This window comes from Pseudomonas sp. WS 5532 (assembly GCF_012985445.1).
GTDB lineage: Bacteria > Pseudomonadota > Gammaproteobacteria > Pseudomonadales > Pseudomonadaceae > Aquipseudomonas > Aquipseudomonas edaphica.
On sequence record NZ_JAAQWK010000031.1, the window covers coordinates 38,535 to 65,151 of the forward strand.

General features: G+C 61.4%; 21 protein-coding genes. 13 read left to right on the plus strand and 8 right to left on the minus strand.

Annotated elements, in window-relative coordinates; all coding sequences use genetic code 11:
• Positions 1-91 precede the first annotated feature (91 nt).
• From treP to HBO23_RS31330, 5 genes are all read left to right on the plus strand, one after another.
• Positions 92-1,534: a PTS system trehalose-specific EIIBC component gene (treP, locus tag HBO23_RS31310; protein WP_017139698.1), complete on the plus strand. Its 1,443-nt coding sequence runs from the start codon at positions 92-94 to the stop codon at positions 1,532-1,534.
• A 124-nt stretch (positions 1,535-1,658) separates the two neighbouring features.
• Complete coding sequence (gene treC, locus HBO23_RS31315; protein WP_138450317.1) at positions 1,659-3,305, plus strand: alpha,alpha-phosphotrehalase; 1,647 nt, start codon at positions 1,659-1,661, stop codon at positions 3,303-3,305.
• A 74-nt stretch (positions 3,306-3,379) separates the two neighbouring features.
• Positions 3,380-4,600 (plus strand): carbohydrate porin, encoded by a 1,221-nt coding sequence (locus HBO23_RS31320; protein WP_169985223.1) that lies wholly within the window; start codon positions 3,380-3,382, stop codon positions 4,598-4,600.
• A 165-nt stretch (positions 4,601-4,765) separates the two neighbouring features.
• A complete protein-coding gene (gene ptsP, locus HBO23_RS31325) occupies positions 4,766-7,297 on the plus strand; it encodes a phosphoenolpyruvate--protein phosphotransferase (RefSeq protein ID WP_170040766.1) in 2,532 nt (843 codons plus the stop codon).
• Between the two features lie 2 nt (positions 7,298-7,299).
• Positions 7,300-7,578, plus strand: a complete 279-nt coding sequence (locus HBO23_RS31330; protein WP_170040767.1) for a PTS transporter subunit EIIB — start codon at positions 7,300-7,302, stop codon at positions 7,576-7,578.
• Between the two features lie 136 nt (positions 7,579-7,714).
• On the opposite strand, the gene mltF is transcribed toward HBO23_RS31330, so the two are convergent.
• A complete protein-coding gene (mltF, locus tag HBO23_RS31335) occupies positions 7,715-9,175 on the minus strand; it encodes a membrane-bound lytic murein transglycosylase MltF (protein WP_017139703.1) in 1,461 nt (486 codons plus the stop codon).
• Between the two features lie 287 nt (positions 9,176-9,462).
• Between mltF and purL the strand changes: the two genes are divergently transcribed.
• The 3 genes from purL to HBO23_RS31350 all read left to right on the plus strand — a co-directional run bounded on the left by purL (position 9,463) and on the right by HBO23_RS31350 (position 14,402).
• A complete protein-coding gene (gene purL / locus HBO23_RS31340) occupies positions 9,463-13,359 on the plus strand; it encodes a phosphoribosylformylglycinamidine synthase (protein WP_170040768.1) in 3,897 nt (1,298 codons plus the stop codon).
• Positions 13,360-13,363: 4 nt separating this feature from the next.
• On the plus strand, positions 13,364-13,675 hold the full coding sequence (locus HBO23_RS31345; protein WP_170040769.1) for an NGG1p interacting factor NIF3: 312 nt from the start codon (positions 13,364-13,366) through the stop codon (positions 13,673-13,675).
• Between the two features lie 463 nt (positions 13,676-14,138).
• Positions 14,139-14,402: a DUF6124 family protein gene (locus HBO23_RS31350; protein WP_170040770.1), complete on the plus strand. Its 264-nt coding sequence runs from the start codon at positions 14,139-14,141 to the stop codon at positions 14,400-14,402.
• Positions 14,403-14,572: 170 nt separating this feature from the next.
• On the opposite strand, the gene nagE is transcribed toward HBO23_RS31350, so the two are convergent.
• The 7 genes from nagE to HBO23_RS31390 all read right to left on the minus strand — a co-directional run bounded on the left by nagE (position 14,573) and on the right by HBO23_RS31390 (position 23,075).
• Positions 14,573-16,270 (minus strand): N-acetylglucosamine-specific PTS transporter subunit IIBC, encoded by a 1,698-nt coding sequence (gene nagE / locus HBO23_RS31360; protein ID WP_017139709.1) that lies wholly within the window; start codon positions 16,268-16,270, stop codon positions 14,573-14,575.
• A gap of 26 nt (positions 16,271-16,296) precedes the next feature.
• Positions 16,297-18,807 (minus strand): phosphoenolpyruvate--protein phosphotransferase, encoded by a 2,511-nt coding sequence (ptsP, locus tag HBO23_RS31365; RefSeq protein WP_170040771.1) that lies wholly within the window; start codon positions 18,805-18,807, stop codon positions 16,297-16,299.
• Between the two features lie 29 nt (positions 18,808-18,836).
• Complete coding sequence (locus tag HBO23_RS31370; RefSeq protein ID WP_026013893.1) at positions 18,837-19,859, minus strand: SIS domain-containing protein; 1,023 nt, start codon at positions 19,857-19,859, stop codon at positions 18,837-18,839.
• Entirely contained in the window at positions 19,840-20,946 is a 1,107-nt protein-coding gene (nagA, locus tag HBO23_RS31375) for an N-acetylglucosamine-6-phosphate deacetylase (protein ID WP_170040772.1), read from the minus strand. Before nagA ends, HBO23_RS31370 begins: the two co-directional genes overlap by 20 nt.
• A 10-nt stretch (positions 20,947-20,956) precedes the next feature.
• Complete coding sequence (locus HBO23_RS31380) at positions 20,957-21,715, minus strand: GntR family transcriptional regulator (RefSeq protein ID WP_099549346.1); 759 nt, start codon at positions 21,713-21,715, stop codon at positions 20,957-20,959.
• A 271-nt stretch (positions 21,716-21,986) separates the two neighbouring features.
• On the minus strand, positions 21,987-22,490 hold the full coding sequence (locus tag HBO23_RS31385) for a L,D-transpeptidase family protein (RefSeq protein ID WP_099485500.1): 504 nt from the start codon (positions 22,488-22,490) through the stop codon (positions 21,987-21,989).
• Positions 22,491-22,526: 36 nt separating this feature from the next.
• Positions 22,527-23,075 (minus strand): NUDIX hydrolase, encoded by a 549-nt coding sequence (locus tag HBO23_RS31390; RefSeq protein ID WP_017139715.1) that lies wholly within the window; start codon positions 23,073-23,075, stop codon positions 22,527-22,529.
• Between the two features lie 146 nt (positions 23,076-23,221).
• Between HBO23_RS31390 and HBO23_RS31395 the strand changes: the two genes are divergently transcribed.
• From HBO23_RS31395 to purT, 5 genes are all read left to right on the plus strand, one after another.
• Complete coding sequence (locus HBO23_RS31395) at positions 23,222-23,824, plus strand: CoA pyrophosphatase (protein WP_017139716.1); 603 nt, start codon at positions 23,222-23,224, stop codon at positions 23,822-23,824.
• 35 nt (positions 23,825-23,859) lie between these two features.
• Positions 23,860-24,384: a gamma carbonic anhydrase family protein gene (locus HBO23_RS31400; RefSeq protein ID WP_017139717.1), complete on the plus strand. Its 525-nt coding sequence runs from the start codon at positions 23,860-23,862 to the stop codon at positions 24,382-24,384.
• Positions 24,381-24,596: a DUF1289 domain-containing protein gene (locus tag HBO23_RS31405; RefSeq protein WP_017139718.1), complete on the plus strand. Its 216-nt coding sequence runs from the start codon at positions 24,381-24,383 to the stop codon at positions 24,594-24,596. The genes HBO23_RS31400 and HBO23_RS31405 overlap by 4 nt, the downstream gene beginning before the upstream one ends.
• 149 nt (positions 24,597-24,745) lie before the next feature.
• Positions 24,746-25,213 carry a VUT family protein gene (locus tag HBO23_RS31410; RefSeq protein WP_099549347.1) on the plus strand — a complete coding sequence of 156 codons (468 nt, stop codon included), beginning with the start codon at positions 24,746-24,748 and terminating at the stop codon, positions 25,211-25,213.
• A 69-nt stretch (positions 25,214-25,282) separates the two neighbouring features.
• Complete coding sequence (gene purT, locus HBO23_RS31415; RefSeq protein WP_170040773.1) at positions 25,283-26,464, plus strand: formate-dependent phosphoribosylglycinamide formyltransferase; 1,182 nt, start codon at positions 25,283-25,285, stop codon at positions 26,462-26,464.
• Positions 26,465-26,617 lie beyond the last annotated feature (153 nt).

Genomic DNA, 26,617 nt, shown 5'->3' on the forward strand with positions numbered 1-26,617 from the left:
TATTGATTTAACTCGTACATACGAGTACTTTTGCCCACGGCGTGCTGCCAATGACTGCCCCCAAATAAAAAAACCAAAGTGGAAACCAAGCATGAGCCACGACTATTCCAATATTGCCCGCGAGATTCTCGAGAACCTCGGGGGCAGCGACAACCTTGAGCAAGCCGCCCACTGCGTGACCCGCCTGCGCCTGGCGCTCAAGGACCCGAGCCTGGTCAACAGCAGCGCGTTGAACCAGGTCGATCTGGTCAAGGGCTCGTTCTTCACCGGCGGCCTGTTCCAAGTGGTGATCGGCCCCGGCGAAGTGGAAAAGGTCTATGCCGCCCTGCGTGAGCAGACGGGTCTTGCGGCTTCGACCATCGCTGACGTCAAGCAGAAGGGCGCCGACAAGACCAACGCCATGCAGCGTCTGGTGCGTGTGTTCTCCGACGTGTTCATGCCGATCCTGCCCGCGCTGATCATCGCCGGCCTGCTGATGGGCGTGAATAACCTGATGGGCGCCAAGGGCATGTTCATCGAGGGCCAGACGCTGCTGGAGGCGTATCCGAACCTGGATGGCCTGTGGAGCCTGATCAACCTGATGGCCAACACCTCGTTTGTGTTCCTGCCGGCGCTGGTGGGCTGGTCGGCGGCCAAGCGCTTCGGCGGCAGCGAAATCCTCGGCATTGTGCTTGGCCTGATGCTGGTGCACCCGGACTTGCTCAACGCCTGGAACTACGGCAAGGCGGTGGCCGGGCTCGATGGTCAGAGCCTGCCGTACTTCGATATTTTCGGTTGGTTCAAGATTGAGAAGGTGGGTTATCAGGGGCAGATCCTGCCGATCCTGATGGCGGCCTATGTGATGAGCGTGATCGAGAAATGGCTGCGGGCACGCGTGCCAAACGCCATCCAACTGCTCGTGGTGCCGATCACCACCATCGTCGTCACCGGCGTGTTGGCGCTTGCCATCATCGGCCCGGTGACCCGTCACCTCGGCATCCTGATTACCGAAGGTGTGGTCACCCTGTTTGACCTGGCGCCGATGGTTGGCGGGGCGATTTTTGGCCTGTTGTACGCGCCGCTGGTGATCACCGGCATGCACCACATGTTCCTCGCCGTGGACCTGCAACTTATCTCCACCCAGGGCGGCACCTTTATCTGGCCGATGATCGTGATGTCCAACCTGGCCCAGGGCAGCGCCGCACTGGGCGTGTTCTACATGACCCGCAACGCGCGGGACAAAAGCATGGCCTCGACCTCGGCGATTTCCGCTTACTTCGGTATCACGGAACCGGCGATGTTCGGCGTGAACCTGCGCTTCAAATTTCCGTTCTATGCCGCACTGCTCGGCTCGGCGCTGGGCAGCATTTTCCTGTCGCTGAACAAGGTGACGGCCTCGGCCATCGGCGTGGGTGGCTTGCCTGGGTTTATTTCGATCATTCCGCAGTTCATCCCCAGTTTTGTGATCGGGATGGTCATCGCCATGGTCGTGCCGTTTGTTCTGACCTGTGCGTTGAGCATGAAGATTGTGCGGCCGGGGTATCGCGTCGCTTGATCGATCGCTATCGCAGGCAAGCCAGCTCCCACATTTGAATGTGTTCACACATCAAAGTGGGAGCCGGGCTTGCCCGCGATGAGGCCCTCAAAGCCAGCACACAACTCAATTGAAGGAACCCACCATGCAAGACTGGCAAGACTCGGTGATCTACCAGATCTACCCCAAAAGCTTCCACAGCCACGCGGGTAACGCCACCGGTGACCTGCTGGGCATCGTGGACAAACTCGATTACCTCAAGTGGCTGGGCGTGGATTGCCTGTGGATCACCCCGTTCCTGCGCTCGCCGCAACGCGACAACGGCTACGACATCAGCGACTACTACGCCATCGACCCCAGCTACGGGACCATGGCCGATTGCGACCTGCTGATCAGCGAAGCGGCCAAGCGCGGCATCAAGCTGATGCTCGATATCGTGGTCAACCACACCTCCATCGAGCATGAGTGGTTCCAGCAGGCGCGCAGCAGCCTCGACAACCCGTACCGCGACTTCTATATCTGGCGCGACCAGCCGAACAACTGGCAATCCAAGTTCGGCGGCTCGGCCTGGGAATACGAGGCGCAAACCGGCCAGTACTTCCTGCACCTGTTCGACCATACCCAGGCCGACCTCAATTGGGACAACCCCAACGTGCGCGCCGAGGTGTACCAGTTGATGCGCTTCTGGCGTGACAAAGGCGTGGGTGGCTTCCGCCTGGACGTGATCAACCTGATCTCCAAGCCTGCCGATTTCCCCGAAGACAACACCGATGGCCGCCGCTTCTACACCGACGGCCCGAACGTGCATGAGTACCTGCAGGAAATGCACCGTGAAGTCTTCGAAGGGCACGACCTGATCAACGTCGGCGAGATGTCGTCCACCAGCCTTGAGCACTGCATTCGTTATTCGAATCCGGCGTCCAAAGAGCTGTCGATGACCTTCAACTTTCATCACTTGAAAGTCGATTACCCGAACCTGCAAAAGTGGGTGAAGGCCGACTTCGACTTCCTGCAGCTCAAGCAGATTTTTTCCGACTGGCAACTGGGCATGCAGGCCGGTGGCGGCTGGAACGCGCTGTTCTGGTGTAACCACGATCAGCCGCGAGTGGTCTCGCGTTTTGGTAACGACGGCGAGTACCGCGTGGTCTCGGCCAAGATGCTCGCCACTGCACTGCATTTTCTCCAGGGCACGCCGTATGTGTACCAGGGCGAAGAGCTGGGCATGACCAACCCGGGTTTCGACAAGATTGAGCAGTACCGCGATGTCGAGACCCTGAACATCTTCCGCCTCAAGCGTGATGCCGGTGAGTCCGAGGCGTCGAGCATGGCGGCGATCATGCAGAAGTCGCGCGACAACAGCCGCACGCCAATGCAATGGAACACCCAGGCCAATGCCGGTTTCAGCAGCGGTGAACCGTGGATCGGCATCCCGGCCAACGCGGCGCAGATCAACGTCGAAAGCCAGCTGGATGACCCCGATTCGGTGCTGCATCACTACCGCGCGCTGATTGCGTTGCGTCGTCACGAGCCGCTGATCCAGGAGGGCGTTTATCGCCAACTGCTGCAAGACCACCTCCAGGTCTGGGCGTATCTGCGCGAAGGCGATGGCGAGCGCTTGTTGGTACTCAACAACTTCTACGGCACACCCTGCGAAATCCAACTGCCGGAAGGCGTCATCAGTGCGGCGAACGAGCAACGCCTGCTGATCAGCAATTACCCCGACTGCCCGTTGCGTTCGAGCACGGTGGTGTTGCGCCCGTATGAATCGTTTGTGCTGCACCTCAAGGACTGAGACCCGCTGCATCCCCCGTATGGGAGTGCGGGGGCGCTTCACCAAAAAACATAATAAAAATATCGGAGTGCTTCATGAAAACAACAATAAAGCTGGGCCTCATTGCTTCATGTCTTACCGCACCTTTTGCCGTTCAAGCCCTGGAGTTTGCCGGCTACTTGCGCAGCGGCGCGGGGACTTCAACAGGCAGTGGCAAGCAACAGTGTTTCCAACTGCCGGGGGCGCAATCCAAATACCGCCTGGGCAACGAATGCGAGCAGTACGCCGAACTCGAGTTGCGCCAGGACCTGTTGACCCTCGACGACGGCTCGGTGCTGAGCGTCGATGCCATGGCATCGCTGTACAACAAATACGACCGAGCCCTGAAGTTCCAGGGTGAGGACAACGGCTCGGCGCGCATGCCGCAGATGTACGCGCAGTGGTCCAACCTGCCCAGCCTCAATGGTGGCTCGGTGTGGGCGGGACGCCGTTACTACAAGCGTAATGACATCCATATCTCCGACTTCTACTACTGGAACCAGAGCGCCACGGGCGGCGGTGTCGAGGACGTCAAAATCGGCGACCTCAAATACAGCTACGCGCTGTCGCGCAAGGACAACCTCTACCAGAAAGAATACGCCACCCGTCACGACTTCAACGTGGCAGGCTTCAAGACCAACCCCGGCGGTGAGCTGGAGTTTGGCTTGAGCTATATAGAAAAAGCCGGCGGGCGTGAGGCCAACAGCGGTTGGGCGATCACCGCGCAGCATGTGCAAAAACCGTTTCTCGGCGGCAAAAACAAATTCGCCTTGCAGTACGGCGAAGGCCCCGGCACGGGTTTGGGCTATACCGGCGATACCGCCTTGGACAAGAGCAGCAAAAGCTACCGCGCCGTGGAGTTTTTCGACTGGCAGGTGACGCCGCGTTTCGGCGGGCAGGTCGAGGCGGTGTATCAGAAGGATATTCGCCCCGGCAGCCAGGACCAGACCTGGATGTCCATCGGTGTGCGCCCGGCCTACGCCATCAGCGAACAGTTCAAACTGGTCACCGAGCTTGGGCATGATCAAGTCGAGGCCGCCGGCGGTACGCGCAAGCTGAGCAAATTCACCTTCGCCCCGACCTGGTCGCCCAACGGCCCGGATTTCTGGGCACGGCCGGAAGTGCGGTTGTACTACACCTATGCAACCTGGAACGAAGCGGCCAAGCGCGCGGCGAACGAACTGGCGGCGGGCTCGGCGTTGTCCGACACCGGCGCCTACGGCACGGCGCGGCATGGCTCGAATGTGGGTGTGCAAGTCGAATATTGGTGGAAATAGCTCGGTTTTAAGTGAACGCTTTTTAGGTGGGAGCTGGCTTGCCTGCGATAGCAACCCCTCGGTATTACTGAGACACCGAGTCGCCGGCATCGCAGGCAAGCCAGCTCCCACAGTGGATCGTCGTTCGCCCTATGATTTTTACAGAACAAAACAGCAGGTGAAGTCATGACCACAACTCAACCCCTGGAACTGCTGGCGCCCTTGTCCGGGGTGCTGCTGGCGCTGGACCAGGTGCCTGACCCGGTGTTCGCCAGCCGCATGATCGGCGACGGCCTGTGCATCGATCCCACCTCGCAGACCCTGTGCGCGCCGTTGGCCGGGGTGATCAGCAATATCCAGGACACCGGGCATGCGGTCAGCGTCACCGGCGACAACGGCGTGCAGGTGCTGATGCATATTGGCCTGGACACGGTGCACCTGGCTGGCAAGGGCTTCACCCGTCTGGTCGAGGAAGGCCAGCGGGTCGAGGTCGGGCAGCCGTTGATCGAGTTTGATGCCGACTACGTGGCGCTCAATGCGCGCAGTTTGCTGACCTTGATGCTGGTGGTCAGCGGCGAGCCGTTTGTGTGGCTGGCATCGGGCAGTGGCGCGGTGGAGGTGGGCCAGCCGCTGTTGCACGTCTCACCCGGCCAGGCCGCTGAAACCGTGGGCGAGGAGGAAGGCGATGCACTGTTCTCCAAACCGCTGACGTTGCCCAATGCCAACGGTTTGCACGCACGCCCGGCCGCCGTGCTGGCCCAGACGGCCAAAGGTTTCAACGCCAGCATTTACCTGCACAAGCAAACCCAGAGCGCCAACGCCAAGTCATTGGTGGCGATCATGGCGCTGCAAACCGTGCAGGGCGATACCTTGCAAGTGAGTGCGGCGGGAGAGGATGCCGATGCGGCCATCAAGGCATTGGTAACCCTGCTGGCGCAAGGTTGCGGGGAGGCAGTCGAAGAGTCTGTTGCGCCTGTTGAAACGCAGTCACCCGAGTCATCGGCGACCTTGTTGCGCGGCGTGTGTGCTTCGCCCGGCTCCGCGTTTGGCCAGGTGTTTCAAGTGGCGGAACCCGAGTTGCACATCGAGGAACAGGGCGCGGGTGAATCCGTTGAACACGCTGCACTGAGCCGCGCCTTACTGGTAGCCACCGAAGCGCTGCAAGTGTTGCAAGACAAAGCGGTTGGCAGCGCCCAGGCGGAAATCTTCCGCGCCCATCAGGAACTGCTTGAAGACCCGACCCTGTTGGAGCAAGCCCATCGCCTGCTCACCGAAGGCAAGAGTGCTGCCTTTGCCTGGAACAGCGCCACGGCCGCAACCGCCAAGCTATTTCTCGGCCTGGGCAGTGCGTTGCTGGCTGAGCGCGCAGCGGATTTGGCCGATGTTGGCCAGCGTGTGCTGAAGTTGATCCTCGGTATTGAGGACAGCGCCTGGGCGTTGCCGGATCGTGCGATCGTGATTGCCGAGCAACTGACCCCCTCGCAAACCGCTGGCCTTGATACGCGCAAAGTGTTGGGGTTCGTCACCGTCGGCGGCGGCGCCACCAGCCATGTGGCGATCCTGGCGCGTGCCCTTGGTTTGCCGTCGTTGTGCGGCGTTCCGGCACAGGCACTGGCGCTGGCCAACGGCAAGCAGGTGCTGCTCGATGCCGACAAAGGCGAGCTGCACCTGGAGCCTGACCTGGCCGCTGTCGAGCAACTGGCCGCTACCCGCAAGCAACACATACTGCGACGTGAGCGTGAGGTGGCGCAGGCCGCCTTGCCCGGTATCACGCGCGATGGTCATCATGTCGAGATCACGGCCAATGTCGCCTCGTTGCAGGAGGTCGAGCAATCCCTGGCCTTGGGCGGTGAAGGCGTTGGCCTGTTGCGTTCGGAGTTTCTCTACCTGGACCGCAATCGCGCGCCCAGCCCCGAGGAGCAAGCCGGCACCTACAGCGCCATCGCCCGAGCTCTGGGCAGCGAACGCAATCTGGTGGTGCGCACTTTGGATGTGGGCGGCGATAAACCTTTGGCCTATGTGCCGATGGAGCGCGAGACCAACCCGTTCCTCGGCCTGCGTGGTATTCGCCTGTGCCTGGAGCGCCCTGAATTGCTGCGCGAGCAGTTCCGCGCGATCCTGGCGAGTGCCGGATTTGCGCGGCTGCATATCATGCTACCGATGGTCAGCCTGCTGTCGGAGCTGCATCTGGCGCGCAAGATCCTTGAAGAGGAAGCGCTGGCGCTGAGCCTGACCGAGCTGCCAAAGCTGGGCATCATGATCGAGGTGCCGTCTGCGGCCTTGATGGCAGATGTCTTCGCGCCGCATGTGGATTTCTTCTCCATCGGCACCAATGACCTCACCCAATACACCCTGGCCATGGACCGCGACCACCCGCGCCTGGCCAGCCAGGCCGACAGCTTCCATCCGTCGGTATTGCGCCTGATTGCCACCACGGTCAAGGCCGCCCACGCCCATGGCAAGTGGGTCGGCGTGTGCGGCGCGTTGGCGTCTGAAGCACTGGCGGTGCCGGTGTTGATCGGGCTGGGGGTGGATGAGCTGTCGGTCAGCGTACCGCTGATCCCGACCATCAAGGCCACCGTGCGCGAGCTGGACATGGCCGACTGCCAGATCATCGCCCGCCAGGTGCTTGGCCTGGAAGAAGCCGCCCAAGTACGCGAGGCCCTGCGCCTGTACCACGCGGCCACTGTTGAAACCTCACCTGTCGTGGAGCACTGAGCATGTTCGAGAAATTACAGCGCGCATTCTGGAAGGCCCTCACCCCGGACTTGATTGCCGAAACCGTGGTGGCGCCTGCGCAGGGTCTGTTGTCGGCCGAGGTACTGAGCGCATTGGGCGGTGTGGATAACCTCAAGTCGCAACAGCGCGTGGCACTGACGCGGGTGCGGGTGCAGTTGCAGGATGCAGGGCGGCTGGATGCGCAGGCGCTGAAGGCGGCGGGTGTTGCGGGTGTGATGGTGTTAACGGGCGGGGTCGTGCATCTGCTCACTGGCCTATAAAACGACGAGGATCAACTGTGGAAGCCGGGCTTGCCCGCGATAGCGGTGTGTCAGGAAACGAATATGTTGACTGGCTAGCCGCCATCGCGGGCAAGCCCGGCTCCCACAGGGTTATGGGTCGTTTGGGCGATTGGGTTTACAGCTGCGGGTTATCTTCCGGCGGCTTGGTCTTGTCGATACCCGGCACGTGCAAGTTGCCTTCCACCACTTGGTTGCCTTCCAACTGCGGCTGGGTCACCCAGGTGAGAATGTCGTAATACCGCCGGATGTTCGCGACAAAATGCACCGGCTCGCCACCGCGGGCATAACCGTAGCGGGTCTTGCTGTACCACTGCTTCTGCGACAGGCGCGGCAGCATCTTCTTCACGTCCAGCCACTTGTTCGGGTTCAGGCCGTCTTTCTTGGCCAGCGTGCGCGCATCTTCCAGGTGGCCGGTGCCGACGTTATAGGCGGCGAGGGCGAACCAGGTGCGGTCCGGCTCGGCAATGCTGTCGTCCAACTCATCCTTGATCTTGGCCAGGTACTTGGCACCGCCCATGATGCTTTGCTTGGCGTCCAGGCGGTTGGACACGCCCATGGCCTGGGCGGTGTTCTGGGTCAGCATCATCAGGCCGCGCACGCCGGTCTTGGAGGTGACGGCCGGTTGCCACAGCGATTCCTGATAGCCGATGGCCGCCAGTAGGCGCCAGTCGACCTTTTCTTCCTTGGCGTAGGCGCGAAAGTGTTTCTCGTACTTGGGCAGGCGTTGCTGCAAATGCTGGGCGAAGGTGTAGGCGCCGACATAGCCGAGTACATCGACATGCCCGTAGTAACGGTCTTTCAGTCGCTGCAGGGTGCCGTTTTTCTCAACCTTGTCCAGGTAGCTGTTGATCTCGTTGAGCAGGCTATTGTCTTCCCCCGGCGCCACGGCCCAGCTCTGGTTGCTGGCATTGCCGAGGTCGAAGGCCACGCGCACGTTGGGGAAGTACACCTGGTTCATCGCCACTTCGTTGGAGTCCACCAGGGTCAGGTCGATCTGGCCCTCGTCCACCATGCGCAGCAGGTCGACCACCTCCACGGCGTCGGACTCTTCGTATTCAATCGCTGGGTTCTGCTTTTTAAGTGCCGCCAATTGCTCGGCGTGGGTGCTGCCTTTGAGCACCATGATCTTCTTGCCCACCAGGTCTGCCGGGCCGGTGGGGCGCGACTGGCCATTGCGGTAGATGATCTGCGGCGTGACTTCCAGGTACGGATGGGAGAAACGCACCTGTTGCGCGCGCTGCTCGCTGCTGACCAGGCCGGCGGCCGCAAGAACCGGACCGTTGGGTTTGCCCAGCTGGCCGAACAGGTCATCGAGATTATCGGCGGTCTCGATTTCCAGCTTCACGCCCAGGTCATCGGCAAAGCGCTTGACCAGTTCGTACTCGAAACCGGTTTCACCGTTGCGGTCCTGGAAATACGTCGCCGGGCTGTTCCGGGTAATCACCCGCAATACGCCATCCTCCTTGATTCGCTCGAGCGTGCTGGGCTTATCAACACAGGCGCTGAGCATCAGGAAGAGTCCGGTTGCGATCAGCCATTTGGCGCATCGCGGGCGTAAAGCAGTAGGGGAGAACATCTGCGCAGTATACGCAAACGGCCCTCGGCGCCATATCTCGACAGCAGCGGACTTGTCTGCTAGCACCCGCAAAACCGGGCTGCAGCCCGCAGAAACGTGGGTTGGCGAGGGTTTGTGACGGTTAAAATAACTGCGCGCCAACCCCAGGATTTCGCCCCGAAAGCATGCAATCGCTGCCAACTGACGTTCGGCAGCGGCCAGCCGTGCCGTTTCGAGTGCCGTTGGCGCAGGTTTACGCTAGAATGCACGGCCTCAAAGCACACCCCCTTCCCGAGGCTGTCCCGAAGATGTTGATCCTGCGCGGCGCTCCTGCCCTTTCTGCCTTTCGCCACAGCAAACTCCTTGAGCAACTGAGCCAAAAGGTTCCAGCTGTTACAGGCTTGTATGCTGAATTTGCTCACTTCGCCGACGTAACCGGCGTCTTGACCGCCGACGAACAGCAAGTGCTCGCACGCCTTCTGAAGTACGGCCCCAGCGTTCCCGTTCAAGAGCCGACCGGCCGCTTGTTCCTGGTTCTGCCGCGGTTCGGCACCATCTCGCCCTGGTCGAGCAAGGCCAGTGATATCGCGCGTAATTGCGGCCTGGAAAAAATCCAGCGCCTGGAACGCGGTATCGCTTTCTACGTCGCCGGCCAGTTCAGCGATGCCGAAGCCGAGCTGATTGCCAGCAGCCTGCACGACCGCATGACCCAGATCATCGTCAGCCAGCTGGAACAGGCTGCCGGCCTGTTCAGCCACGCCGAGCCCAAGCCGCTCACTGCGATTGACGTGCTCGGCGGTGGCCGCGCCGCCCTCGAGAAGGCCAACACCGAACTGGGCCTGGCGCTCGCCGAAGATGAGATCGACTATCTGGTCGACGCCTTCAATGGCTTGAAGCGCAACCCGCACGACATCGAACTGATGATGTTCGCCCAGGCCAACTCCGAGCACTGCCGTCACAAGATCTTCAACGCCAGTTGGGATATCGACGGCGAAAGCCAGGAAAAAAGCCTGTTCGGCATGATCAAGAACACCTACGTGATGCACAGCGAAGGCGTTCTGTCGGCTTATAAGGACAACGCCTCGGTGATCGTCGGCTCCGTCGCCGGCCGTTTCTTCCCGGACCCTGAAACCCGCCAGTACGGCGCGGTGCAGGAGCCGGTGCACATCCTGATGAAGGTTGAGACTCACAACCACCCGACCGCGATTGCCCCGTTCCCGGGCGCAGCGACAGGTTCGGGCGGCGAAATCCGTGACGAAGGCGCCACCGGCCGTGGCGCCAAGCCCAAGGCTGGCCTCACCGGTTTCACGGTGTCCAACCTGCAGATCCCAGGTTTCGAACAACCGTGGGAAGTGCCGTACGGCAAGCCTGAGCGCATCGTTACCGCACTCGACATCATGATCGAAGGCCCGCTCGGCGGCGCCGCGTTCAACAACGAATTCGGGCGCCCGGCACTCACCGGTTACTTCCGTACGTTTGAACAATCCATCACCACCCCGCGTGGCGATGAAGTGCGCGGCTACCACAAGCCAATCATGTTGGCTGGCGGCATGGGCAACATCCGCGAAGAACACGTCAAGAAAGGCGAGATTCTGGTCGGCTCCAAGCTGATCGTACTCGGCGGCCCGGCGATGTTGATCGGCCTGGGCGGCGGCGCAGCTTCCTCCATGGCCACCGGCACCAGCTCGGCGGACCTGGATTTTGCTTCGGTACAGCGCGAAAACCCAGAGATGGAACGCCGCTGCCAGGAAGTCATCGACCGTTGCTGGCAGTTGGGTGACAAGAACCCGATCAGCTTCATCCACGACGTCGGCGCCGGCGGTTTGTCCAACGCCTTCCCCGAGCTGGTCAACGATGGCGACCGTGGTGGCCGTTTCGAACTGCGCAACATTCCAAACGACGAGCCGGGCATGGCCCCGCACGAAATCTGGAGTAACGAATCCCAGGAACGCTACGTACTGGCCGTTGGCCCTGAAGACTTCGCGCGCTTCCAGGCCATCTGTGAACGTGAGCGTTGCCCATTTGCCGTGGTCGGCGAAGCCACTGCCGAACCGCAGCTGACGGTCACCGACAGCCACTTCGGCAACAGCCCGGTCGACATGCCGCTGGAAGTGCTGCTGGGCAAAGCCCCGCGTATGCACCGCTCCGCCGTGCGCGAAACCGAGCTGGGCGATGACTTCGACCCAAGCACGCTGGAACTGGCCGACAGCATCGAGCGCGTGCTGCACCACCCAGCCGTGGCGAGCAAAAGCTTCCTGATCACCATCGGCGACCGCACCATCACCGGCCTGGTTGCCCGTGACCAAATGGTTGGCCCATGGCAGGTTCCGGTGGCTGACGTTGCCGTCACTGCCACCAGCTTCGATGTGTACACCGGTGAAGCCATGGCCATGGGCGAGCGTACGCCGCTGGCCCTGCTGGACGCCCCGGCGTCGGGTCGCATGGCCATTGGTGAAACCCTCACCAACATCGCCGCTTCGCGCATCGGCAAGCTGTCCGACATTAAACTGTCGGCCAACTGGATGTCCGCCGCCGGCCACCCGGGTGAAGATGCGCGCCTGTACGACACCGTCAAGGCTGTCGGCATGGAGCTGTGCCCGGAGCTGGGTATCACCATTCCGGTGGGCAAGGACTCCATGTCCATGGCCACCCGTTGGAACGAAGACGGCACCGACAAGAGCGTCACCTCGCCGCTGTCGCTGATCGTTACCGGTTTTGCCCCGGTCACCGACATCCGCCAGACCCTGACCCCGCAATTGCGCATGGACAAGGGCACCACCGATCTGATCCTGATCGACCTGGGCCGTGGCCAGAACCGCATGGGCGCCTCGATCCTCGCGCAAACCCACGGCAAGCTCGGCAAGCACGCGCCGGACGTGGATGACGCCGAAGACCTCAACGCCTTCTTCGCCGTGATCCAGGGCCTGAACGCCGACGGCCACCTGCTGGCTTACCACGACCGTTCCGACGGCGGTTTGCTGACCAGCGTTGTCGAGATGGCGTTTGCCGGTCACTGCGGCCTGAACATTGTGCTCGACAGCGTTGCCGAGGATGCTGCCGAAATCAACGGCATCCTGTTCAACGAAGAGTTGGGCGCGGTGATCCAGGTTCGCCAGGACGCCACCCCGGACGTGCTCGCCCAATTCAGCGCCGCTGGCCTGGACGACTGCGTGGCGGTAATCGGCCAGCCGATCAACAACGGTGAAATCAATATCTCCTTCAATGGCGATACCGTGTTTGCCGGCCAGCGCCGTCTGCTGCAACGCCAATGGGCCGAGACCAGCTACCAGATCCAACGCCTGCGTGATAACGCCGACTGCGCCGAGCAGGAATTCGACGTGATCCTGGAAGAAGACAACCCGGGCCTGAGCACCAAGCTCAGCTTCGACGTCAACCAGGACATCGCCGCGCCTTACATCAAGAAAGGCATTCGCCCACAAGTTGCCGTACTGCGTGAGCAGGGCGTCAACGGCCAGGTGGAAATGGCGGCCGCGTTCGACCGCGCCGGCTTTAATGCGATCGACGTGCACATGAGCGATATCCTCGCCGGTCGTGTTGACCTCAACGAGTTCAAAGGCCTGGTCGCTTGCGGCGGTTTCTCCTACGGTGACGTGTTGGGTGCCGGTGAAGGCTGGGCCAAATCGGCCCTGTTCAACAGCCGTGCCCGCGATGCGTTCCAGGGCTTCTTCGAGCGCAACGACAGCTTCACCCTGGGTGTGTGCAACGGTTGCCAGATGATGTCCAACCTCAGCGAACTGATCCCGGGCAGCGAGTTCTGGCCGCACTTTGTGCGCAACCGTTCCGAGCAGTTCGAAGCCCGTGTCGCCATGGTGCAGGTGCAGGAATCCAACTCGATCTTCCTGCAAGGCATGGCCGGTTCGCGCATGCCAATCGCCATCGCCCACGGTGAAGGCCATGCGGAATTCTCCAGCGAAGAAGCCCTGCTTGAAGCCGACCTGTCCGGTTGCGTGGCCATGCGTTTTGTCGACAACCACGGCAAGGTCACCGAAAGCTACCCGGCCAACCCGAACGGCTCCCCGCGCGGGATCACCGGCCTTACCAGCCGCGACGGCCGCGTGACCATCATGATGCCGCACCCGGAGCGTGTATTCCGCGCCGTGCAAAACTCGTGGCGCCCGGAAGAGTGGAACGAAGACGGCGCGTGGATGCGCATGTTCCGCAACGCTCGCGTGTGGGTGAACTAAGGCGGTGTACAAGCTCGCCTTCTTTGTGCCCGCCAGCCATGTGGAGACGGTGAAAACCGCCGTCTTCGCCGCCGGCGGCGGGCGCATCGGCGACTACGACAGCTGTGCCTGGCAAGTGCTGGGCCAGGGCCAATTCCGCGCGATGGACGGCAGCCAGCCGTTTATCGGGCAAGTGGGCCAGGTTGAAGTGGTTGAGGAGTGGAAGGTTGAGCTGGTGGTGGCGGATGAGTTGATCGTGGCGGTTGTAGCCGCGTTGAAACTCAGCCATCCCTATGAGACACCGGCGTATGAGGTGTGGCAGTTGGCGGATTTTTGATTCGCAGATTGCAGAAACAAGAAACCCGCTGGGCCAGTTTGGTCAGCGGGTTTTTTGTTGGTTGTAAGGGCCAATCGCAGGCAAGCCAGCTCCCACAGTTTGATCTGTGAATACGTTCAAAATGTGGGAGCTGGCTTGCCTGCGATGGCGCCGGGACAGGCGCCCCAGATCTTTCCCACAGGCTTTTCAGGTTGTCCCTAGGAACTCGCCTTATTAACCTTTGCCAGTCGCTGCCAATTCAGCGATCGGGACTGCAAGCCCGCCGAAACCTCACCAGTTACTCCTAAGCGCCTTTATAATTGCGGCGCTTTTTCATGGTCGTCATTTATGGCGGCTGTGTGCGGGAGACCTTCGGGTCTACCGAGGTGCTGGTGGGACTCGGTCTTGCAGGCCCGCGCACAGCTGCCACCCATCATCTGCAAGTGATGCTGGTAGTTCCTAAATTCTCACTAGGAAACACACCATGATCAAAGACAGTCCAAATCCCCCATCTGATTCTCAGCCCACCGATCAAATCTTCACCGTACTTCCTAACCTGAACAGCGAAACCCTGCTCGCCAATGCCTCCCAAGACCTGGCATCAGTACAAGCACTTGCAGGCAATCTGGCTTTTGATATCGACGGCCCACAGCGTGATGCAGTGCTGGGGATTCATCGGATGCTGGAAGGTATTCAGTTGATGGTGGACCGGGTGTTGGATCTATTTGAGGTGCCTGATCAGAAGTAATCAGGCGCCTGTAAGGGCCAATCGCAGGCAAGCCAGCTCCCACATTGATCGTTCCCACGCTCCGCGTGGGAATGCATCCTGTGACGCTCCGCGTCACCCTTGTGCAGGGCGACGGCTTGGACGCGGAGCGTCCGGGGCGGCATTCCCACGCAGAGCGTGGGAACGATCGGTCAGGCGTTGATTGGGCGGGTAACCAGCCGCTCCAGCGCTTCGCCCAATCCAGTGGCCTTGTCACCAATCAACAAATGCCAAACCCCGCTGTCCAGCTGGCTCACACCCTGGCAACCCAGCGCAGTCAGGTCCGCTTCAGACAGCACCGAATCATCCCCCAGTTCCACCCGCAATCGGGTCATCGCCACCGCTTCCAGCTGGCGCACATTCGTGCGGCCGCCTAAAGCATTCAGCCACTTCTCGGCCTCTTGCACATTCACCGCGACCGGTTTATCCACAGGCTGGGCGGCCACCGGCGCACTGGCAACAAACGACGGCATCGCCAGGCGGATCTCATCCGCAATGCTGTCGGCCATCGGCCCTACGACCACCTGCAAACTCCCGCCGTTACCCGGCCGAACCACAGCCATGGCGCCCAGTGCTTTCAACTGCGCATCCACCGCCTTGTTACGATCCACCATGTCCAGGCGCAGACGAGTCGTGCACGCGCCGACACTCAGCAAATTCTCTGCACCGCCGAGTGCACTGATGTAGGCACTGGCCCGCTGGTTATCGGTCATCACCTCAGCCTGCACCACCTGGATGTCTTCACGCCCCGGTGTCTTCAGGTTGAACCGACGAATGCAATAGTTGAACACGCTGTAGTAGATCACCGCGTAAGCCAACCCGACCGGGAATACCAGCCAGCCGTTGGTGGACTTGCCCCAACCGAGCACCATGTCGATAAAGCCACCGGAGAAGGTAAAACCGAGGTGGATGTTGAGCATATTGGTCACGGCCATCGACAGGCCGGTGAGCACCGCGTGGATCAGGTACAAAAATGGCGCAAGGAACATGAATGCGAACTCGATCGGCTCGGTCACGCCGGTGAGGAACGAGGTCAGCGCCATCGACAGGAAAATCCCGCCCATGACCTTGCGGCGTTCCGGCAGTGCATTGCGGTACATCGCCAAACACGCGGCGGGCAGGCCGAACAGCATCACCGGGAACATGCCGGTCATGAACTGGCCGCCTTTCGGGTCGCCGGCAAAATACCGGGTCAGGTCGCCGGTGACGATGGCGCCGGTGGTTGGGTCGGTAAAGCTGCCAAACACAAACCACGCCATGTTGTTGAGGATATGGTGCAAGCCGGTGACGATCAGCAGGCGGTTGAACACGCCAAACACAAATGCGCCAAAGCTGCCGCTTTCCATCAGCAGCACGCCAAAACTGTTGATGCCGTGCTGGATCGGTGGCCAGATCAGGCCAAAGATCACGCCCAGGGCGACCGCCGAAAACCCGGTGACAATCGGCACAAACCGTCGCCCACCAAAGAAGGCCAGGTACTCCGGCAGCTTGATGTCCTTGAAGCGGTTATACAGCCCACCGGCCATCAAGCCGCTGGCAATACCGGCGAGCATGCCCATGTTGATGGTGGTGTCCATCACCTTGAGCGTGGAAATCATCACCAGGTAACCAATCGCCCCGGCTAAACCCGCCGTGCCGTTATTGTCGCGGGCAAAACCCACGGCAATACCGATGGCGAAGATCAGCGCCAGGTTGGCGAAGATTGCTTGCCCGGCATCGTGCATCACCGCGATGTTCAAAAGGTCGGTGTCGCCCAGACGCAGCAAGAGACCGGCGATCGGCAGAATCGCGATCGGCAGCATCAGTGCGCGGCCGAGGCGTTGCAGGCCTTCGATGAAATGTTGGTACATGGCGTGTCTCCCTATTCTTGTTGTTTTCAGCTCAGCGGCCAGTGGTGTTGACAGGCTTGGCGAACGGCCTTGGCGCTGCTCAGGTCGAGCAGGCCTTGGCTCAATTGCCGGCATTGCGCCGCGTCCAGGTGGCGGACGCGGTCCTTGATTTCTCCGATTTGCGGCGGGCTTACCGACAGTTCACTCACACCCAGGCCAACCAGTACCGGCGTGGCCAGCGGGTCGGACGCCAGGGCGCCGCACACACCCACCCAACGCCCATGCTTGGCGGCGCCGGCGCAGGTTTGCGCGATCAAGCGCAGCAGCGCCGGGTGCAAGGCATCCACCCGTGCGGCGAGGCCCGCGTGGTCGCGGTCCATGGCCAGGGTGTACTGGGACAGGTCATTGGTGCCGATGGATAAAAAGTCCGCGTGTTTGGCGAGTTGCTCAGCCATCAGCGCGGCGGCGGGCACTTCGATCATCACGCCCAGTTCCGGACGCTGGGTCAGCTCCAGCTCCGCGCAGAGTTCATCCAGGCGCTGGCGGATCTGCAGCAGTTCATCCACCTCGCTGACCATCGGCAGCAGGATGCGGCAACGCGCCAGCGGAGACACTTGCAGCAGGGCGCGCAGTTGTTGGTCGAGCACGTCCGGGCGTACTTGCGCCAGGCGAATGCCGCGCAGGCCCAGCACCGGGTTGGCCTCAACCGGCAACGGCAGGTAGTCGAGCTGTTTGTCGCCGCCCACGTCGATGGTGCGGATGATCACCGACTTGTCGCCCATGGCATCCAGCACGGCTTGGTAGGCCTGGCGTTGCTCTTGCTCATCCGGCGCGGTGCGGCGGTCGACAAACAGGAATTCGGTGCGCAGCAAGCCCACACCATCGGCGCCGTTTTCAAACGCCACTTGGGCCTCGGCACTGGAGGCGACATTGGCCGCCACTTCAATGCTCACGCCATCGCGGGTTTGCGCCGCTTGCCGGGCTTGGGCCTGTTGTTGCTGACGGCGCAGTTTCTGCGCATCGCGAATCTGGTGCACTTCGGCGTGGCGCGCGTCGCTGGGCGCCAGTTCCAGGCGACCGTTGGCTGCGTCCAGCACCACGCGTTGGCCTTGGGGCACGTCGAGCACTTCGGCGCCCAGCGCGACCACGCACGGCAAGCCTTTGCCTCGGGCCAAAATCGCGACGTGAGACGTAGCGCCGCCTTCGGCCATGCAAATACCCACGGCGTTTTGTGCGCTCAGTTGCAGCAGGTCGGAGGGGGTCAGTTCATGGGCGCTGACAATCGCGCCGGCCGGCAATTCGAAGTGCCAGGCTTCCCCCAACAGCGCACGCAGTACTCGCTGTTGCAGATCGCGCAGGTCGTTGGCGCGCTCGGCAAACAGCGGTTTACCCAGGGCCAGCAACACCGCGCATTGCGCCTGGATCGCATCGCGCCAGGCGTGGGTAGCGGCGCTGCCTTGCTCGATGGCACGGGTGGCGGCATCCAGCAGCGTGGGGTCTTCCAACAGCGCAAGGTGGGCGGCGAAGATGTCTTCTTCTTCGACGTTCTTGCGTTGGCGTGCCTGTGCCAGGGTGCTGCGGATTTCTCCGCGCACGTGCTCCAGCGCGGTGTCCAGGCGTTGCAGTTGTTCGTCGGCGATATGCTTGCCCGTGTCTTGCGGCAGTTCGATACCGGTGAGGCGAAACAGCGGCCCGCAGACCAGGCCGGGCGCGGCGCACACGCCTTGCAACACACCGGCTTCGGTGTTCGCCCGACGCGGTGTCACGGCTACCGGCGCGTGGTGTTCTTCATTCACGGCAACCGACAGTGCGGCCACCAACGCTTGCAACGCCGCCTCGCAATCCTTGCCGCGACAGGTGATGCGCACTTCATCACCTTCACCAATGCCCAACCCCATCAAGCCAATCAGGCTGTCGCACGGCGCCGACTTACCGGCGAAGTGCAACTCTGCATGGCTGCTGAAACCTTGCGCGGTCTTACGCACCAGCGCGGCGGGGCGTGCATGCAAACCGCCACGGTGGGTAATGCGTACGCTGGCGCGCACTTCGGTGACAGAGTTATCCACAGCCGCCTGCAACGGCGCTACCGAACGCGCGGCAATGTGCAGCAACGGCTCACCCACCTTGACGGTTTTTCCTGCAACCGGCCGTAGCTCAAAACCCTCGCCATTAGTCAGGATAATCAGGCTGACCAGGCTTTTGCACTGGCGCGCAATGCGGTCCAGATCAAACTGCACCAGCGCCTGGCCCTGGTTCACCCGTGCGCCTTCCTTCACCAGCAGGGCAAAGCCTTCGCCGTTCAATTCCACGGTGTCGATGCCCACATGCATCAACACTTCGGCGCCGTTGTCGGCACGAATCGTCAGTGCATGCCCGGTGCGGGCGACGTGGATGATCACGCCATCACAGGGGGCGTGCAGGCAATCGTTCAGTGGGTCGATGGCAATACCGTCGCCCATGGCGCCACTGGCGAACACTTCATCGGGAACGTTGCCCAGGGTCAGCACCGGGCCACTGAGTGGGGCGCTTAGGGTCAATTCATTATTGTTGTAGGACATGGGCACGGTACTCATCAGGAAAACGCGACTCAGTGAGTGCGGGTAACTTTGCTCAGGTGGCGCGGTTGGTCCGGGTCCATGCCGCGGGCCTCCGCCAGGCCTGCGGCCATCACGTAGAAGCTTTGGATCGCCAGGATCGGGTCCAGGCTAGGGTGTTCGGCGCGGCTCAGGGTCAGGTCGCGTTCAACGATATCGTCCGGCGCGGCCAACAAGACGCGGGCGCCGCGTTGACGCATATCGGCGGCCAGGCTCAACAGCCCGGCTTGCTCGGCGCCGCGTGGGGCGAACACCAGCAGTGGGTAGTTTTCATCGATCAAGGCCATCGGCCCGTGGCGCACTTCGGCGCTGCTGAAGGCTTCGGCCTGGATCGCCGAGGTTTCCTTGAGCTTGAGCGCGGCTTCCTGGGCGATGGCAAAACCGGCGCCACGGCCAATTACAATCAGGCGTTGGCTGCTGCGCAGGGCTTCGATGGCTGGCGTCCAGTCCTGGGTGGCAGCTTCGCGCAAACCCTCGGGCAAAGCCTGGCAGGCTTGCAGCAGCAACAGGTCCTGGTTCCAGTGGCCGATCAACTGCGCGCTGGCGCTTAAAGTGGCGATAAAGCTTTTGGTCGCGGCGACACTCTGCTCCGGCCCGGCACACAGTGGCACATGGAATTCACACGCGGCTTCCAGTGGTGAGTCTTCGGCGTTGACCATCGAAATGCTCAAAACCCCGCGTTTGCGCAGCAGGCGCAGGCTGTTGACCAAATCCGGGCTTTGCCCCGACTGGGAGAAACCGAACGCCACTTGGCCGCTGACCTTTAATGGTGCTTGCAGCAGGGTCACCACTGACATTGGCAACGACGCCACCGGAATGCCCACATGCTGCATGGCCAGGTAGGCGAAGTAACTGGCGGCATGGTCTGAACTGCCACGGGCGATGGTCATCGCCACTTGCGGCGGCTGGCGGCGCAGGCGCCCGGCAACTTCCTCCAGCATCGGGTTGAGGCGCTGCAGTTGGGCCTCCACGGCGTCACAGGAGGCCAGGGCCTCTTCAAGCATTTTTGAAGTCAATGGTTTCTCCTTCGACCATTACGTCGGTGAGTGTCAGGGAGCGGTCCATGCGCACGCAGTCGGCAAAGCTGCCCGGTTGCAGGCGCCCGCGTTCTTCCAGGCCCAAATAGTCCGCAGGAAATTGCGACAGGCGTTGTGAGGCTTCGCTGATCGGCAGGCCGATTTTCACCAGGTTGCGTAGCGCCTGGTCCATGGTCAGGGTGCTGCCGGCCAAGGTGCCGTCTGCCAGGCGCACGCCGCCCAGGCATTTGGTGACGGTGTGGCTGCCCAGCTTGTATTCGCCGTCGGGCATGCCAGCGGCGGCGGTGGAATCGGTGACGCAGTACAGGCACGGGATCGAGCGCAGCGCCACGCGCATGGCGCCGGGGTGTACATGCAGCAAATCCGGGATCAATTCGGCGTACTTGGCGTGGGCCAACGCGGCGCCGACGATGCCGGGTTCGCGGTGATGCAGCGGGCTCATGGCGTTGTACAAATGCGTGAAGCTGGTGGCGCCGGCGGCGAGGGCAGCAACCCCTTCTTCGTAGCTGCCCAGGGTGTGGCCGATTTGCATGCGCACGCCGCGTTCGCTGAGGGCGCGGATCAAGGCATCGTGGCCGGCGATTTCCGGAGCAATGGTGATCACCCGGATCGGCGCCAGGCGCAGGTAGGCTTCGACTTCGGCCATCAATGCGGTGTGGGCAAAGTTGGGCTGCGCGCCGAGTTTTCCCGGATTGATGTAGGGGCCTTCCAGGTGTACGCCGAGAACCCGGGCGCTGCCTGTAGGACGCTGCTCGCAGAACGTGCCGAGTTCGCCGAGCACGCGGGAGATTTCATCCACCGGTGCGGTCATGGTGGTAGCCAGCAGCGACGTCGTACCAAAGCGCACGTGGGTGCGGGTGATGGTCTCGAAGGCGTCGGTGCCTTCCATGATGTCTTTGCCGCCACCGCCGTGAACGTGCAGGTCAATAAAGCCTGGCAGCACGTAGGGCAGGTCATTGTCGTTCGGGTCGCACGGCGTGCCTTCGATGGCGACCACCTTGCCGTGTTCGTGCACCAGGCGGCCGCGAATCCAGCCGCCGGGCGTGAGGATGTTGTCTTCGGACATGGGCAGTTCTCTAAACCCGCAGTTCAGCGGAGTAGTCATTGCGGCGCAGCTCTGCGACGAAGTCGTAGTAGTCGTTGCGGCAGTAGGTGTCGGTGATTTCAATCGGCGTGTTGTCGGCGGTGTAGCCGACCCGGGTCATCAGCAGCATGGCGGTGCCCGGTGCAATGCCCACCAGCTTGGCGAACTCATCGGAGGCATTGATCGCCTGGATATGTTGCAGCGCGCGCACCACCGGTTTGCCAATGCTTTCCAGGTATTCGTACAGCGAGTTGCCGATGGCTTGCGGGTTTGGCAGCACGGAGGCGGGCATGGCGGTCATTTCAATTGCCATTACGGTGTCATCGGCCTTACGCAGGCGTTTGAGCCGCGCCACTTTGTCGGTCGGCGACAGGCCCAGGCGGATCAGTTCTTCGTGGGTCGGCGGGGTGATGTCGCGCTCCAGCCACTGGGACGTGGGCACAAAGCCCTTGAGGCGCAACATCTCGCTGAACCCCGACAGGCGCGACAGCGGCTGCTCCAGACGCGGGGTGATAAAGGTCCCCGAGCCTTGGCTACGGCGAATCAAGCCTTGGGCAAACAGCACTTCCAGGGCTTTGCGCGCGGTGACGCGGGAAATGCTCAGTTGCTCACTCAGGACCCGTTCCGACGGCAACGCCTGTTCGGATTTCCACTCGCCGGCATGGATCGCCGCTTCGAGCTTGCGGGCCAATTGCAGGTACAGCGGCGTGGACTGTTTGTCGTCGGGGCGCAGCGCCAGTATGGGATTCATCTGTCAGGTTTCCGATGCGTTATTGGAATGTTGTCGCCCGGTATTGGCCGGAAATTAATACCACTTAAATACCATGTCAATGCAGCGAAAACAGTGCGGTAGCCTGTTTCAGCGCACATTAAGGGTGCCTGGTATCAAGTGGTATTAGAGAGGTCTTGAGTGCGCGCAGAATTGCGCAGCCCGCGCAGTGAACTGGTATTCACCGGCAGGCGCTGCCATGGGCAGGGATTTTTTTTAATTATTTTTGAGTTATTTTACAAACGGTAGGCGATTACGGACGAATCTCGATCAGGGTGCCGTCTTTGACCAGGTTCCAGACTTCGCGCATGTCCACGTTGCGCATGCCGATACAACCGTCGGTCCAGTCCAGGGTGTGAAACCACTGTTCCGGGTATTCCTCGGTGTCGGGCGTGCCGTGGATCATGATCATGCTGCCCGGTTTCACGCCTTCGCGGCGCGCGCGGGCCGAGTCACTGATATTGGGGTAGGAGATGTGCATGGCCAGGTTGAAGCGGTCGCTGGTCTTGCGCCAGTCGATCCAGTAGAAGCCCTCTGGCGTGCGGCGGTCGCCTTCCATCAGTTTGGTGCCCTTGGGGTTTTTACCGAGCGAGATGCGGTAGGTCTTGAGCGGTTTGCCGTCGTTGATCAATTGCAACTGATGGGCGGACTTGAGCACCAGGATTTTCTCGACCGGTTTGCCGCCGAGGGTTTCCACCGTGGAGGCCGAAGACAGGCTAGCGAACGACAGGCAGATCAGAGCGAGCAACCAACGCATTAAAACGGTTTCCCTTGTAGAAGGTGCTGCCTGGAGTTATTTGGCCGGCCGCGTCATCGGCGGCACCGACTCGCTGCGCACCGGGAACAGCTGTTGCCTGCGGTCAGCGAAGAAGCATTCTAAGGTACGCCCGACCGTGCGGAAAGCCAGCTCGGACCAAGGGATGTCGGCCTCATCAAACAGCTTCACTTCAAGGCTCTCGGGGCCTGCGGCGAAGTCCAGGTCGACCAGTTCGGCGCGGTAGAAGATATGCACCTGGCTGATGTGCGGTACATCGATCAGGGTATAGATGCTCAGGTTGCGCACGCGGGCGCAGGCTTCTTCCAGGGTTTCGCGGGCGGCGGCCTGCTCTACGGTTTCGCCGTTTTCCATAAAGCCTGCGGGCAGGGTCCAGTAACCCAGGCGCGGTTCGATGGCGCGACGGCACAGCAGCACTTTGTCGCCCCACACCGGCACGGTGCCGGCGACGATATTGGGGTTCTGGTAATGAATGGTCGAGCAGTGATCACACACGTAGCGCAGGCGGCCGTCGCCTTCGGGAATGCGTTGGGTAACCGGTTTACCGCACTGGCTGCAGAAATTCATGCTGGGGTTCCTGGAAAGTGCGTCTATCTTGGCGTGGCGGGCAGGGCGCTGCAAGTTGTCGTTTAGCGACACGCCGGTGGTTTTGGGGTTGGGCGCCTGCCTGCTTTGGTGCATGATACAAGGTAGCCAACAGACCGAGATGACTCATGCTGGACGAGCTACTTCGCCGGGTAACCAATCACACCCCCCACACCTTGGAAACTGACGGGCGTTTCCCCGAGGCCGCCGTGTTGGTGCCGATCACCCGCAGCGACGAACCCGAGCTGATCCTGACCCTGCGCGCCAGCGGTCTGTCGACCCACGGTGGCGAAGTGGCGTTTCCTGGCGGGCGGCGCGACCCCGAAGACCCGGACCTGATTTTTACCGCACTGCGCGAAGCCGAAGAGGAAATCGGTCTGCCGCCCGGTCTGGTGGAAGTGGTCGGCCCGTTAAGCCCGTTGATTTCCCTGCATGGCATTCGTGTAACGCCCTACGTCGGTGTGATCCCCGATTACGTCGAATACCTGGCCAACGATGCCGAGATCGCCGCCGTGTTCAGCGTACCGCTGGAGTTTTTCCGCCAGGACCCGCGCGAACACACCCACCGCATCGATTACCAGGGCCGCAGTTGGTATGTGCCCAGCTACCGATTTGGCGAATACAAGATCTGGGGGTTGACGGCAATCATGATCGTCGAGCTGATCAACCTGCTCTATGACGACGCCCAGATCAGCCTGCACCAGCCGCCTAAAAGCTTTATCAATATCTAAGCCATCGCTTGAATGGCCAGCCGTGAGGACACACCATGAAATACCGCCTGGGCGACGCCCGCGTCGAGACGCACCCGCACAGCTGGGTGGCGCCGAATGCCACGCTGGTCGGCAAGGTCAAGCTGGAAGAGGGCGCCAACGTCTGGTTCAACGCGGTATTGCGTGGCGATAACGAGCTGATCCTGATCGGCAAGAACAGCAATGTGCAGGACGGCAGCGTGATGCACACCGACATGGGCTACCCGCTGACCCTGGGCACCGGCGTGACCATTGGCCATAACGCCATGCTGCACGGCTGCACCGTTGACGACTACAGCCTGATCGGCATCAACGCGGTGATCCTCAACGGTGCCAGGATCGGCAAGCATTGCATCATCGGCGCCAACTCGCTGATTGGCGAAGGCAAGGAAATCCCCGATGGCTCGCTGGTGATGGGGTCGCCGGGCAAGGTGGTACGTGAGCTGACCGAGGCGCAAAAGCGCATGCTCGAAGCCAGCGCCGCGCACTATGTGCATAACGCGCAGCGGTATGCGCGTGACCTGGTTGAGCAGGAAGAATGAACCCGGTTGAACGCCCCGTCGCCTCGCCGTGCGTGAGTATTTGTGCGCTGGACGATGACGATATTTGTACCGGCTGCCAGCGCACCGTGGATGAGATTACGCGCTGGAGCCGCATGGACAATGCCGAGCGCCGGGTGGTGCTGGGGTTGTGCCATGAGCGGGCGAAGGCAAGTGGGTTGGTGTGGATGATGCCTGGTAAATCTGGCACCTGAGCGACCGCTATCGCAGGCAAGCCAGCTCCCACACTTGATTTGTGAATACCTTCAAATGTGGGAGCTGGCTTGCCTGCGATGAGGCCCGCCCAGACGACATATTTCAAAATGTGAAGTACCCTGTGCCCCTTGCCCACAGGTCCTCCCCCATGCTCTTCCTGATCGCCTACATCAGCAGCGTCGTGCTGATCAACTTCGCTTTCTCCACCGCCCCGCACCTGGATGTCATCTGGTCCGCCTGGGGTGGCCTGGTGTTTATCCTGCGTGACATGGTGCAAACCCGCTTCGGCCATGGCGCAATCATCGCCATGCTGGCAGCGCTGGTGCTGTCGTATATCACCTCTGACCCGTCCATCGCGCTGGCCAGCGCCACGGCGTTTGCGGTGTCCGAGTGCATCGACTGGCTGGTGTTCAGCATCACCAAGCGCCCGCTGCACGACCGCCTGTGGATAAGTTCGGCGCTGAGCATTCCCATCGATACGTTTATCTTCTTCGGCTTGATCGGCGCGCTCACACCGGCAGTGGCCGGCACCGCGCTGGTGTCCAAATTTGCCGGGGTCACGGTGGTGTGGCTGATCATGGCCTGGCGTATGCGCAAACGGGCTGTCGCCAACTGAGGCCAATTTTTACAGTTCATGTAAAATGCCGGCCTTTCTCCCCATGATCCGCTCCCCTGAGGACCTGAGATGACCCGAATCGGAACTCCATTGTCGCCAACCGCGACCCGCGTTTTGCTGTGTGGCTGCGGTGAGCTGGGCAAGGAAGTGGTAATCGAACTGCAACGCCTGGGCGTTGAAGTGATTGCCGTGGATCGCTACGCCAACGCGCCGGCCATGCAAGTGGCGCACCGCAGCCACGTGATCAACATGCTCGACGGCGCCGCCCTGCGTGCCGTGATCGAGGCCGAAAAGCCGCACTTCATCGTGCCGGAAATCGAAGCCATCGCCACTGCAACGCTGGTGGAACTGGAAGCCGAAGGCTTTACCGTGATCCCGACCGCGCGTGCCACGTCGCTGACCATGAACCGTGAAGGCATCCGTCGTCTGGCCGCTGAAGAGCTTGACCTGCCGACTTCGCCGTACCACTTCGCCGACACCTTCGAAGACTACAGCAAGGCCGTGCAAGACCTGGGCTTCCCGTGTGTGGTCAAACCGGTGATGAGTTCGTCGGGCAAGGGCCAGAGCCTGCTGCGCAGCGCCGATGATGTACAAAAAGCCTGGGATTACGCCCAGGAAGGCGGGCGTGCCGGCAAAGGCCGCGTGATCATCGAAGGTTTTATCGACTTCGACTACGAAATCACCCTGCTGACCGTGCGTCACATCGGTGGCACCACCTTCTGTGCGCCAGTGGGGCACCGTCAGGAGAAGGGTGATTATCAGGAATCCTGGCAGCCGCAAGCCATGAGCCCGATTGCCCTGGCTGAATCCGAGCGTGTAGCCAAAGCCGTGACCGAGGCGCTGGGTGGCCGCGGTCTGTTTGGCGTTGAGTTGTTCATCAAGGGCGATCAGGTGTGGTTCAGCGAAGTGTCGCCACGCCCGCATGACACCGGTCTGGTGACCCTGATTTCCCAGGACCTGTCGCAGTTTGCGCTGCACGCGCGCGCCATCCTGGGCTTGCCGATTCCGTTGATCCGCCAGTTCGGGCCTTCGGCTTCGGCGGTGATCCTGGTGGAAGGGCAGTCGACTCAGACAGCGTTCGCCAACCTCGGCGCTGCCTTGAGCGAACCGGACACGGCGTTGCGTCTGTTTGGCAAGCCGCAAGTGAATGGCCAGCGCCGCATGGGTGTGGCGTTGGCGCGGGATGAGTCGATTGAGGCTGCCCGAGCTAAAGCGACCCGTGCTTCGAAGGCTGTTGTTGTAGAGCTGTAAACCCAACCCGATCGTTCCCACGCTCTGCGTCACTAGTGTCCGGTAAAAACCAAAGGGGGAGCTTGCTCCCCCTTGTTGTTCGCGACTGTCAGTCATAATCGGATTTTTCAGACTCGATTTTGACCCATGTTTACCAGTACCCGTTTAGCCCAC

Excerpts from the sequence above, each read along its gene's own strand:
- HBO23_RS31395 (WP_017139716.1), top strand. The coding sequence starts at position 23,222 with ATGCTGGACGAGCTACTTCGCCGGGTAACCAATCACACCCCCCACACC.
- mltF (WP_017139703.1), bottom strand. The coding sequence starts at position 9,175 with ATGTTCTCCCCTACTGCTTTACGCCCGCGATGCGCCAAATGGCTGATC.
- HBO23_RS31390 (WP_017139715.1), bottom strand. The coding sequence starts at position 23,075 with ATGAATTTCTGCAGCCAGTGCGGTAAACCGGTTACCCAACGCATTCCC.
- purL (WP_170040768.1), top strand. The coding sequence starts at position 9,463 with ATGTTGATCCTGCGCGGCGCTCCTGCCCTTTCTGCCTTTCGCCACAGC.
- treP (WP_017139698.1), top strand. The coding sequence starts at position 92 with ATGAGCCACGACTATTCCAATATTGCCCGCGAGATTCTCGAGAACCTC.
- treC (WP_138450317.1), top strand. The coding sequence starts at position 1,659 with ATGCAAGACTGGCAAGACTCGGTGATCTACCAGATCTACCCCAAAAGC.
- HBO23_RS31330 (WP_170040767.1), top strand. The coding sequence starts at position 7,300 with ATGTTCGAGAAATTACAGCGCGCATTCTGGAAGGCCCTCACCCCGGAC.
- ptsP (WP_170040766.1), top strand. The coding sequence starts at position 4,766 with ATGACCACAACTCAACCCCTGGAACTGCTGGCGCCCTTGTCCGGGGTG.
- HBO23_RS31350 (WP_170040770.1), top strand. The coding sequence starts at position 14,139 with ATGATCAAAGACAGTCCAAATCCCCCATCTGATTCTCAGCCCACCGAT.
- HBO23_RS31320 (WP_169985223.1), top strand. The coding sequence starts at position 3,380 with ATGAAAACAACAATAAAGCTGGGCCTCATTGCTTCATGTCTTACCGCA.
- HBO23_RS31400 (WP_017139717.1), top strand. The coding sequence starts at position 23,860 with ATGAAATACCGCCTGGGCGACGCCCGCGTCGAGACGCACCCGCACAGC.
- HBO23_RS31410 (WP_099549347.1), top strand. The coding sequence starts at position 24,746 with ATGCTCTTCCTGATCGCCTACATCAGCAGCGTCGTGCTGATCAACTTC.
- nagE (WP_017139709.1), bottom strand. The coding sequence starts at position 16,270 with ATGTACCAACATTTCATCGAAGGCCTGCAACGCCTCGGCCGCGCACTG.
- purT (WP_170040773.1), top strand. The coding sequence starts at position 25,283 with ATGACCCGAATCGGAACTCCATTGTCGCCAACCGCGACCCGCGTTTTG.
- HBO23_RS31385 (WP_099485500.1), bottom strand. The coding sequence starts at position 22,490 with ATGCGTTGGTTGCTCGCTCTGATCTGCCTGTCGTTCGCTAGCCTGTCT.
- HBO23_RS31380 (WP_099549346.1), bottom strand. The coding sequence starts at position 21,715 with ATGAATCCCATACTGGCGCTGCGCCCCGACGACAAACAGTCCACGCCG.
- HBO23_RS31405 (WP_017139718.1), top strand. The coding sequence starts at position 24,381 with ATGAACCCGGTTGAACGCCCCGTCGCCTCGCCGTGCGTGAGTATTTGT.
- nagA (WP_170040772.1), bottom strand. The coding sequence starts at position 20,946 with ATGTCCGAAGACAACATCCTCACGCCCGGCGGCTGGATTCGCGGCCGC.
- ptsP (WP_170040771.1), bottom strand. The coding sequence starts at position 18,807 with ATGTCCTACAACAATAATGAATTGACCCTAAGCGCCCCACTCAGTGGC.